Genomic DNA, 10,164 nt, shown 5'->3' on the forward strand with positions numbered 1-10,164 from the left:
AGCTTGTATGTATCGCATTGGTGAGCTGGCAAAGCTGGCAGACGTAACGCCTGATACCATTCGCTACTATGAAAAACAGCAGATGATGGATCATGAGGTACGTACTGAAGGCGGGTTTCGTCTGTATACCGAAAACGATCTGCAGCGTCTCAAGTTTATTCGTTATGCGCGACAGTTGGGTTTCACGCTCGACTCGATCCGCGAGCTTTTATCGATCCGAATTGATCCTGAGCACCATACCTGTCAGGAGTCAAAAAGTATTGTGCAAGAGCGATTGCAGGAGGTTGAAGCCAGGATTGCGGAACTGCAAACAATGCAGCGTTCGTTACAAAGGCTTAATGATGCTTGTTGCGGAACGGCCCACAGTAGCGTCTATTGTTCCATTCTGGAAGCCCTGGAACAGGGGGCCAGTGGAGCGAAATCAGGATGTTGATTTATTGAACCGGCGGGGCTACACTCGCGCCGTTAATTTATACAATCGGGAGACATTATGAGTCGTTATCAACATAAGAAAGGGCAGATAAAGGACAATGCCATCGAGGCATTGTTACACGATCCCCTTTTCAGGCAGCGCGTTGAAAAAAATAAGAAAGGCAAAGGAAGTTATCTGCGTAAAGGTAAACACGGTAATCGAGGGAACTGGGAGGCCAGTGGCAAGAAAGTAAGTGACTTTTTTACCACTGGCCTTCTGCTTATTAAGAACGGTTATTTTGTTCTTTCAGCAGATCGCGGATTTCGCCCAATAACACTTCCTCTTTAGAAGGCGCTGGCGGAGCTGCCGGCTCTTCTGCTTTTTTACGGTTGAGTCTGTTGATAAGCTTAATGGCAACAAAGATAGCAAAGGCCACAATCACAAAATCAAATACGTTCTGGATAAACACGCCGTAATGCATGACGACCGCCGGAATATCTCCCTGCGCTTCGCGTAACGTAAAAGCAAATTGTTTAAAGTCGATCCCGCCGATTAACAATCCCAACGGCGGCATAATGATATCGGCAACCAGTGAAGAAACAATCTTACCGAATGCCGCGCCAATAATGACACCCACTGCCAAATCCACAACATTCCCGCGCATCGCGAATTCGCGAAATTCTTTAATAAAACTCATTTTTATTCTCCCTATGCAGCTGACGTTATAAGTTTAACAAATGCTAAGGCATTTTCCATTTACGGCTTCTGTTTAGCGAAATAAATTAAACCTTGATAAATAAAGGGAATTAAAAAGGGCGCTGAATGAGCGCCCCTTAAATTAGAGGAAGAAAGGACTTGGCTGGAACAGACGTTCGACGTCGGTAATAAACTTTTTATCGGTCAAAAACATAATGACGTGATCGCCTTGTTCAATGCGCAAATTGTCATTAGCAATCATGACATCATTACCGCGAACGACCGCGCCAATAATGGTGCCTGGCGGCAGTTTAATTTCGTCAATGACGCGGCCAACCACGCGGGAAGTGCTTTCATCGCCGTGCGCGACGGCTTCGATGGCTTCGGCAACCCCGCGACGTAGTGAGGAAACGCCGACGATATCCGCTTTACGCACATGGCTCAGTAATGCAGAGATGGTGGCCTGCTGCGGAGAAATCGCAATATCTATAACGCTACCCTGCACAAGATCGACATAAGCTCGACGCTGAATTAGCACCATGACTTTCTTGGCGCCCATCCGCTTGGCCAACATCGCGGACATGATATTGGCTTCATCATCGTTAGTGACCGCGATAAAGAGATCGACCTGATCAATATGCTCCTCCGCCAGCAATTCCTGATCGGAAGCGTCGCCAAAAAAGACGATCGTGTTTTGCAGCTTCTCAGCCAGTTCTGCGGCGCGTTGTTGATCGCGTTCGATCAATTTAACGCTATAGTCTTTTTCCAGACGCCTTGCCAGCCCGGCGCCGATATTGCCGCCGCCCACCAGCATGATGCGCTTGTAGGGTTTTTCCAGACGCTGTAATTCGCTCATTACTGCACGGATATGCTGTGAAGCCGCAATAAAGAAGACTTCATCCCCTGCTTCCACGATAGTCGAGCCCTGAGGACGGATTGGTCTGTCATGACGGAAAATTGCGGCAACGCGAGTATCGATATGCGGCATATGTTCTCGCATTGTCGAGAGCGCGTTACCTATTAGTGGACCGCCATAGTAGGCTTTAACTACTGCCAGACTGACTTTCCCTTCGGCAAAGTTTACAACCTGTAATGCTCCCGGATACTCGATCAGACGATAAATATTATCGATAACCAACTGCTCCGGCGCGATCAGATGATCAATCGGAACCGCTTCAGAATGAAAGAGTTTATCCGCATCGCGAACATAGTCCGGGGAGCGAATGCGGGCGATACGGTTTGGAGTGTTGAAGAGTGAATAGGCTACCTGACAGGCAACCATATTAGTTTCATCTGAACTGGTGACAGCGACCAGCATATCCGCATCGTCAGCGCCCGCTTCGCGCAACACGCGGGGATGCGAACCATGCCCCTGAACTACGCGTAGATCGAACTTATCTTGCAAACTGCGTAACCGTTCGCTGTTGGTATCAACCACCGTGATGTCGTTGTTTTCGCCGACCAGGTTTTCCGCCAGTGTTCCGCCAACTTGCCCTGCGCCCAGTATGATAATTTTCATCAGTCGTGGCCCGTTATCTCATCACTTCTTGATTAGCTTAGCGTAAAAGAACCCATCACCTTCTTCGCCGCCCGGCAGATTCTGTTGTCCTGGCTGATCAGGTGTTCCCGTTTCGCTGAGCGCGGCATCGGTAGTGCGTTGTAAAAAGGTTTTGATCTGATCGCGGTTTTCTTCCGGCAGTACGGAACAGGTGGCGTAAACCAGCGTCCCGCCGGGCTTCAGGCGCGGCCAGACGGCATCAAGAATTTCCGCCTGTAATTGCGCCAGTTCCGCGATATCGCGATCGCGACGCAGCCATTTGATATCTGGATGACGGCGAATGACGCCGGTTGCGGAGCAGGGCGCATCCAGCAGAATACGGTCAAACTGCTGCTCGCCGCACCATTGGGCGGGATAACGTCCATCCCCTTGTTTAACTGTCGCTTTCATCCCAAGACGCTTTAGGTTGTCGTAAACGCGGGAGAGTCGTTGTTCATCAATATCAACCGCCAACACGTCTGCTTCGGGGGCCACTTCGAGAATATGCGTGGTTTTACCGCCGGGCGCGGCGCACAAGTCTAAAATGTGCTCACCGTTCTGAGGAGCGAGAAAAACCGCACATCCCTGCGCAGAGGCATCCTGGACAGTTACCCAACCCTCAGCAAAACCGGGTAAAGCATGTACCGGAGCTGGCGTTTCCAGACGTACAGCGTCGGGATAATCGGGATGGGGATATCCCTTCATGCCTGCGTCTTCAAGTAAGCCAAGCCAACCGTCGCGGGTGTGGTGTGTACGATTTACACGTAGCCACATCGGTGGACGCTGGTTATTCGCTTCAATAATGTGTTGCCACTGTGTGGGGTAAGCATTTTGCAAACGCTTTACCAGCCAACCTGGATGTAAAAAGCGCGCATCGCTGGTCGCAAACTCATTAAGCAACGTTTCCTGCTGGCGCTGGAACTGGCGCAGGACGCCGTTAATTAACCCTTTCAACTGCGGACGTTTGATGGAGACCGCGCCTTCAACGGTTTCAGCCAGCGCCGCATGGGGAGGAACGCGGGTGTACAGCAACTGATAAAAGCCGACCATAATTAAGTAATGCACTGTACGCTGCTTGTCGGTCATTGGACGAGACATCAGCTTATTGATCAGCCATTCCAGCTGTGAAAGGGTGCGCAGGACGCCAAAGCACAGCTCCTGAAGTAGCGCTTTGTCTTTATCGGCGACTTTTTGTTGCAGCGGCGGGAGCACATTACTTAATGATTGTCCCTGCTCGACGACCTGTTCAACGGCCTGTGCTGCCAGACTACGTAAATTGTTTTGTTTTTTCATATGTATAAAATAAAAATGCCCGGTAACACCGGGCTTATAAAGACGTGACCGTCAGGCAAGACGGTTACCAGGAATAAACCATTCCCGGCGTGAATTTAACAGATCCTGGGCGCTCATCGCTTTTTTGCCGGCAGGCTGAAGCGAAAGCAAATTTAATATCCCCTTGCCTGTTGCAACCTGAATGCCCTGTTTCGTCGCGGCCAGAATAGTTCCCGGCAGCGACTGCGTGGCGTCCTCAATGACGGACGCCTGCCAGACTTTTACCGGCTGGCCGTCGATTTCCAGCCAGCTCATTGGCCATGGATTAAAGGCGCGAATGCAACGCTCCAGCTGTGCTGCGGAGAGAGACCAGTCAATACGCGCTTCTTCTTTACTGAGCTTTTCCGCATGAGTGACCAGCGCTTCATTCTGCGCTTCAGGCGTCGCTGTGCCGTCCGCCAGTTGTTTTAGTGTGGTAATTAACCCCTGCGGGCCAAGTTCAGCCAACTTATTATACAGTGAGCCACTGGTATCTTCTGCGGTAATCGGGCACGCAAGTTTATACAGCATGTCGCCGGTATCCAGCCCTACATCCATCTGCATAATTGTGACGCCGGTTTCCGCATCGCCTGCCCAGAGTGAGCGCTGAATAGGCGCCGCGCCGCGCCAGCGTGGAAGCAGCGAACCGTGAACGTTGATACATCCGAGACGGGGCATATCCAGCACTGCCTTTGGGAGAATCAGACCATATGCTACGACAACCATGACGTCGGCATGTAAGTCAGCAACCAGATGCTGGTTTTCCTGAGGACGAAGCGACACGGGCTGGAAAACGGGCAGGCCTTTTTCTTCCGCCAGCACTTTTACCGGGCTGGGCATCAACTTTTTGCCGCGACCTGCTGGACGATCGGGTTGGGTAAATACGCCGACAACGTTATGTCCAGAAGTTAACAGCGCGTCGAGATGACGCGCTGCGAAGTCAGGTGTACCCGCAAAAATAATACGTAGTGAATCTGACACGTTGGTTCTTGTCCTTTAAGCCCGGGCGTTCAGGCGGTCGAGTTTTTCTACTTTCTGACGAATACGTTGTTGCTTCAGCGGCGACAAATAATCGATAAACAGTTTACCGACCAGGTGATCCATCTCATGCTGAATGCAGATTGCCAGCAAACCATCCGCTTCAAGCTCAAACGGGTTGCCGTCGCGATCCAGCGCGCGGATTTTCACTTTCTCGGCGCGCGGCACTAAAGCACGCTGTTCCGGAATCGACAGACAGCCTTCTTCTATACCCGTTTCGCCACTTTTCTCCAGCAATTCCGGGTTAATGAGTACCAGGCGCTCGTCGCGGTTTTCCGAAACATCAATCACGATGATCCGCTGGTGGATATCGACCTGCGTTGCGGCCAGACCGATACCTTCTTCCGCGTACATCGTTTCGAACATATCATCGACGATACGCTGAATTTCTGCATTCACTTCTTCAACCGGCTTTGCGACTTTGCGAAGGCGCTCGTCCGGAATATGTAACACTTGCAAAACTGACATAATTATCCAGAGTTGTGTTCAGGAGTTGAAAAGATTATTACCTCTATTCTAGACAAATCCCCACCTGATTGACAGCATCAGTGACCAATCGCAAAGATTGTTCAGACTGCTTGTGGCAGGGGAGGGAAAGGATGGCCCGTACCGAAATTTGGTTACGTTTAATGTACGTCGGCGACCTTTATGGCGAGGCGATGTTGAACATGGCGAATTCGCTTATTCGCCAGCCTCAGATAAATCGCACGCACCTTCAGGAGGCTGGTCTTACCGCGCGGCAAGCTGAACGTTTTTTACAGCTTCCAGCAGGTGTGCTTGATGAGACGTTACGCTGGCTTGAACTACCGCAGCACCATTTTCTGTGTGCGGATAGTGAAATTTATCCTCCCCAGCTGCGTGCTATTGACGATTATCCCGGCGCTATTTTTATTGACGGCGATCCTGCCTGTCTGCATACCTGCCAACTTGCCGTCGTAGGGAGCCGGAGCCACTCCTGGTATGGAGAACGTTGGGGACGTCTGCTTTGCGAAAGCCTTGCGAAAAGCGGTTTGACGATCACCAGCGGCCTTGCCCGGGGAATTGATGGCGTAGCACACAACGCCGCGGTGAGTATGGGGGGAAAAAGTGTAGCGGTGTTAGGGAATGGCTTGGCAAAGATTTATCCTCGCCGACATGCCATGCTGGCTGAAAACTTGATTGCTACCGGCGGCGCAGTGGTCTCAGAATTTCCGCTTTCAACGCCTCCGCTACCGCAAAATTTTCCTCGCAGAAACCGTATCATCAGCGGACTGAGCAAAGGCGTGCTGGTGATTGAGGCGGCGTTGCGCAGCGGTTCGTTGGTGACGGCGCGCTGCGCGCTTGAACAGGGGCGGGACGTTTTTGCATTACCAAGTCCTATCGGTAGTCCGGGAAGCGAAGGCACGCACTGGTTAATTAAACAAGGGGCCACGCTTGTGACGACGCCGGAGGATATTCTGGAAAATTTGCAATACGGCTTACACTGGTTGCCAACTACGGCGGAAAATTCATTTTATTCACTAAATCAGGATGAGGCGGCATTGCCATTTCCTGAGCTCCTGGCTAACGTAGGAGATGAGGTAACACCTGTTGACGTCGTCGCTGAACGTGCCGGCCAACCTGTGCCAGCGGTAGTGGCTCAGCTACTCGAACTGGAGTTAGCAGGATGGATCGCAGCTGTACCCGGCGGCTATGTCCGATTAAGGAGGGCAAGCCATGTTCGACGTACTAATGTATTTGTTTGAAACATACATCCATAACGAAGCCGAGCTGCGCGTGGATCAGGACAGACTGGAGCGTGATCTCACCGACGCTGGGTTTGATCGCGAAGACATCTACAATGCGCTGCTGTGGCTGGAAAAACTCGCTGACTATCAGGATGGCCTCGCGGAACCCATGCAACTTGCTTCCGACCCTCTTTCAATGCGCATTTATACGGTTGAAGAGTGTGAAAGGCTTGATGCCAGTTGCCGGGGGTTCCTGTTATTCCTTGAGCAGATTCAGGTGCTAAACCTCGAAACACGAGAAATGGTGATTGAGCGTGTGCTGGCGCTGGATACCGCAGAGTTTGACCTGGAAGACTTGAAATGGGTTATTTTGATGGTGTTATTCAACATTCCGGGCTGTGAAAACGCCTATCAGCAAATGGAAGAATTACTCTTTGAGGTAAATGAAGGTATGCTGCATTGATAGGTGTTAATGCTGCATGAGTGAATATGGCTAAATCAGCACTGTTTTCGGTGCGTAAAAATGAGCCCTGCCCGCAGTGCGGGGCCGAACTGGTAATTCGTTCCGGGAAACATGGTCCGTTTCTCGGCTGTTCTCGCTATCCGGAATGCGATTACGTTCGTCCGCTGAAAAGTCAGGCGGACGGACATATCGTTAAAATTCTGGAGGGGCAACTGTGTCCTGAGTGTGGCGCCGTACTGGTGCTGCGTCAGGGGCGCTTTGGTATGTTCATCGGATGCAGTCAGTATCCGCAATGTGAACATACAGTGGTTATTGATAAACCGGATGAAACGGCGATAGCCTGTCCAGCCTGCCAGCAAGGACATTTGGTCCAGCGCCGTTCTCGTTACGGTAAAATCTTTCATTCCTGCGATCGCTACCCGGAATGTCAGTTCGTCATTAACTTCACACCGGTTGCGGGGGAATGCCCCGAGTGCCATTATCCGCTACTCATCGAAAAGAAAACCGCGCAGGGCGTGAAGCGCTTTTGCGCCAGTAAACAATGTGGAAAGCCGGTTCCGGTGGAATAAACAAGTGAATAATAACCTGCCAACAGGATCTATCGCCGCGGCGGTAGATCTCCTGAATAAAGAAAATGTCATCGCTTATCCAACAGAAGCCGTTTTCGGCGTCGGCTGCGATCCCGATAGTGAAACAGCCGTTACGCGCCTGTTGGCGTTAAAACAACGGCCCGTCGATAAGGGACTCATTTTGATTGCCGCCAGCTTTGAGCAGTTAAAACCTTATATTGATGACAGCATACTTACCGCCGCACAGCGTAAAGCAGTATTTGATTGCTGGCCCGGGCCGGTAACGTTTGTTTTTCCTGCGCCCGCGACAACGCCGCGGTGGCTTACGGGACGTTTTGATTCCCTGGCCGTTCGTGTTACCAACCACCCGCTGGTGGTCGCGCTATGCAATGCGTATGGCAAACCGCTGGTTTCCACCAGCGCCAATCTGAGCGGATTACCGCCATGTCGTACCGTTGAAGAGGTACGTGCGCAATTTGGCGATGATTTTCCGGTGGTTGAAGGCGCAACGGGTGGGCGTTTAAATCCTTCAGAAATTCGCGATGCTCTGACGGGCGAACTGTTTCGACAGGGGTAATATGATGGAAACCTATGCTGTTTTTGGAAATCCGATTGCGCACAGCAAATCGCCATTTATTCATCAGCAATTTGCTCAGCAGCTAGATATTGTTCACCCCTATGGTCGCGTGCTGGCCCCTATTAATAATTTCATTAATACGCTTGATGCCTTTTTCGCGGCAGGGGGAAAAGGCGCAAACATCACAGTACCTTTTAAAGAGGAGGCGTTTGCGCGATCGGATGAGTTAACGGAACGAGCATCGCTGGCGGGAGCCGTCAATACATTAAAACGGCTGGAAGATGGTCGTTTGCTTGGCGACAATACTGACGGTATCGGTTTATTAAGCGATCTCAAACGGTTAAATTTTATCCGCCCAGGATGGCGTATTTTGCTGATTGGCGCGGGCGGCGCATCCCGGGGCGTGCTGTTACCTCTGCTTTCTTTGGATTGCGCGGTCACTATCACTAACCGTACAGCTTCACGTGCCGAAGCGTTGGCGAAAATCTTTGCTCATACCGGCAGCGTTCATGCTATGGATATGGACAAGCTGGATGGTTGTGAGTTTGACCTGATTATTAATGCGACCTCCAGCGGCATACGGGGCGAAATCCCGGCGATTCCGGCGTCACTTATTCACCCTTCCCTCTGTTGCTATGACATGTTCTATCAAAAAGGGAATACGCCATTTCTCTCCTGGTGTGTACAACAGGGCGCAAAACGCTACGCAGATGGGCTGGGAATGCTGGTGGGGCAGGCTGCACATGCCGTTTTGCTTTGGCACGGTGTATTACCGCAGGTCGAGCCAGTGATTGAGCTGCTACAGCAGGAATTATTAGCGTGAACCAGGCCATACAATTTCCTGACCGCGAAGAATGGGATACTGCCGCCAGCGCTGTCATCTTTCCCGCCCTGGTTAATGGGATGCAACTCACGTGTGCAATAAAAAAAGATGTACTGGCGTATCGCTTTGGTGGAGAAACAGCGGAGCAATGGCTGGCCATTTTTCGTGAGTATCGCTGGGACCTGGAAGAAGAGGCTGAAGCATTAATCCTGGCCCAGCAGGAAGACGATCACGGTTGGATATGGTTATCCTGAGAAAGATAGTCGTCTTTCCATTTTACATAGTTATTGGCGGAGTACTGCAGGCCCGATCTCTCAGCATCGCTTAGGGGGCGGATCTGTTTTACCGGACTGCCAAGATATAAATAGCCGCTTTCCAGCCGTTTGTGCTGCGGCACCAGGCTTCCCGCGCCAATCATTACGTCATCTTCTATTATCGCGCCATCCAGCACAATGGAGCCCATACCGACCAGTACGCGGTTACCGATGGTACAGCCGTGCAGCATAACTTTATGGCCAACGGTAACATCTTCGCCAATGATTAATGGGTTGCCGTGTGGATTGGATGGAGACTTGTGGGTTACGTGAAGAACGCTGCCATCCTGAATGTTCGTACGAGCCCCTATCGCAACGTAATTCACATCGCCGCGAATCACCACAAGCGGCCAGATCCCGACATCATCCGCCAGACGGACATCGCCAATAACCACGCTGCTGGTATCGATCATCACGCGCTGACCGATTTCAGGAAAAAGATCCTTATAAGGACGTAATGTGTCAGACATGTCTACCTCATCATAAATGAATAGTCATGAAGACTTTGGTTGCTTTAACGGCGTTGTGCAAGGGGAGATAGCATCAAAAAATCGCCACTTTGCGCAGGAATGGAGCGAAAGGGATGAAAAATCAACAAACAGAAAAAAAGATCCAAAAAACGCTTGTGCAAAAAAATGGGATCCCTATAATGCGCCTCCATCGACACGGCGGATGTGAATCACTTCACACAAACAGCCGGTCGGTTGAAGAGAAAAAT

At 51.0% G+C, this 10,164-nt stretch carries 13 protein-coding genes and 1 pseudogene; 8 read left to right on the top strand and 6 right to left on the bottom strand.

Features of this window, described 5'->3' with window-relative positions; genetic code table 11:
- Positions 1–7 precede the first annotated feature (7 nt).
- On the top strand, positions 8–433 hold the full coding sequence (zntR, locus tag NA330_RS22875) for a Zn(2+)-responsive transcriptional regulator (RefSeq protein ID WP_000285585.1): 426 nt from the start codon (positions 8–10) through the stop codon (positions 431–433).
- Between the two features lie 57 nt (positions 434–490).
- A pseudogene (locus NA330_RS22880) lies at positions 491–694 on the top strand (alternative ribosome-rescue factor A); the annotation flags it as partial.
- Position 695: 1 nt separating this feature from the next.
- On the opposite strand, the gene mscL reads toward NA330_RS22880, so the two are convergent.
- From mscL to def, 5 genes are all read right to left on the bottom strand, one after another.
- On the bottom strand, positions 696–1,109 hold the full coding sequence (gene mscL, locus NA330_RS22885) for a large-conductance mechanosensitive channel protein MscL (protein ID WP_000008119.1): 414 nt from the start codon (positions 1,107–1,109) through the stop codon (positions 696–698).
- A 141-nt stretch (positions 1,110–1,250) separates the two neighbouring features.
- Positions 1,251–2,627, bottom strand: coding sequence for a Trk system potassium transporter TrkA (gene trkA / locus NA330_RS22890; RefSeq protein ID WP_023242304.1), 1,377 nt, complete (start codon positions 2,625–2,627; stop codon positions 1,251–1,253).
- Positions 2,628–2,648: 21 nt separating this feature from the next.
- On the bottom strand, positions 2,649–3,938 hold the full coding sequence (gene rsmB, locus NA330_RS22895; RefSeq protein ID WP_023242303.1) for a 16S rRNA (cytosine(967)-C(5))-methyltransferase RsmB: 1,290 nt from the start codon (positions 3,936–3,938) through the stop codon (positions 2,649–2,651).
- A 51-nt stretch (positions 3,939–3,989) separates the two neighbouring features.
- Positions 3,990–4,937, bottom strand: a complete 948-nt coding sequence (gene fmt / locus NA330_RS22900; RefSeq protein WP_001285165.1) for a methionyl-tRNA formyltransferase — start codon at positions 4,935–4,937, stop codon at positions 3,990–3,992.
- 15 nt (positions 4,938–4,952) lie between these two features.
- Positions 4,953–5,462, bottom strand: a complete 510-nt coding sequence (gene def, locus NA330_RS22905; RefSeq protein WP_000114987.1) for a peptide deformylase — start codon at positions 5,460–5,462, stop codon at positions 4,953–4,955.
- A gap of 131 nt (positions 5,463–5,593) precedes the next feature.
- Between def and dprA the strand changes: the two genes are divergently transcribed.
- The 6 genes from dprA to NA330_RS22935 are packed head-to-tail and all read left to right on the top strand — an operon-like array spanning position 5,594 to position 9,386.
- Positions 5,594–6,718, top strand: a complete 1,125-nt coding sequence (dprA, locus tag NA330_RS22910) for a DNA-protecting protein DprA (RefSeq protein WP_023242302.1) — start codon at positions 5,594–5,596, stop codon at positions 6,716–6,718.
- Complete coding sequence (gene smg / locus NA330_RS22915) at positions 6,690–7,163, top strand: DUF494 family protein Smg (RefSeq protein ID WP_000460663.1); 474 nt, start codon at positions 6,690–6,692, stop codon at positions 7,161–7,163. Before dprA ends, smg begins: the two co-directional genes overlap by 29 nt.
- A 26-nt stretch (positions 7,164–7,189) precedes the next feature.
- Complete coding sequence (locus NA330_RS22920; RefSeq protein WP_001129708.1) at positions 7,190–7,732, top strand: DNA topoisomerase family protein; 543 nt, start codon at positions 7,190–7,192, stop codon at positions 7,730–7,732.
- Between the two features lie 4 nt (positions 7,733–7,736).
- Entirely contained in the window at positions 7,737–8,309 is a 573-nt protein-coding gene (gene tsaC / locus NA330_RS22925) for an L-threonylcarbamoyladenylate synthase type 1 TsaC (RefSeq protein WP_001063613.1), read from the top strand.
- A gap of 4 nt (positions 8,310–8,313) precedes the next feature.
- Positions 8,314–9,132 (top strand): shikimate dehydrogenase, encoded by an 819-nt coding sequence (aroE, locus tag NA330_RS22930; protein WP_000451202.1) that lies wholly within the window; start codon positions 8,314–8,316, stop codon positions 9,130–9,132.
- Positions 9,129–9,386, top strand: coding sequence for a DUF1488 domain-containing protein (locus tag NA330_RS22935; protein ID WP_001070575.1), 258 nt, complete (start codon positions 9,129–9,131; stop codon positions 9,384–9,386). Before aroE ends, NA330_RS22935 begins: the two co-directional genes overlap by 4 nt.
- On the opposite strand, the gene NA330_RS22940 is transcribed toward NA330_RS22935, so the two are convergent.
- Positions 9,362–9,916 carry a gamma carbonic anhydrase family protein gene (locus tag NA330_RS22940; RefSeq protein ID WP_001285635.1) on the bottom strand — a complete coding sequence of 185 codons (555 nt, stop codon included), beginning with the start codon at positions 9,914–9,916 and terminating at the stop codon, positions 9,362–9,364. The two genes, NA330_RS22935 and NA330_RS22940, sit on opposite strands and share 25 nt — an antisense overlap.
- Positions 9,917–10,164 lie beyond the last annotated feature (248 nt).

It is taken from the genome of Salmonella sp. NW722 (genome assembly GCF_051702785.1).
Classification (GTDB): Bacteria; Pseudomonadota; Gammaproteobacteria; order Enterobacterales; family Enterobacteriaceae; genus Salmonella; species Salmonella enterica.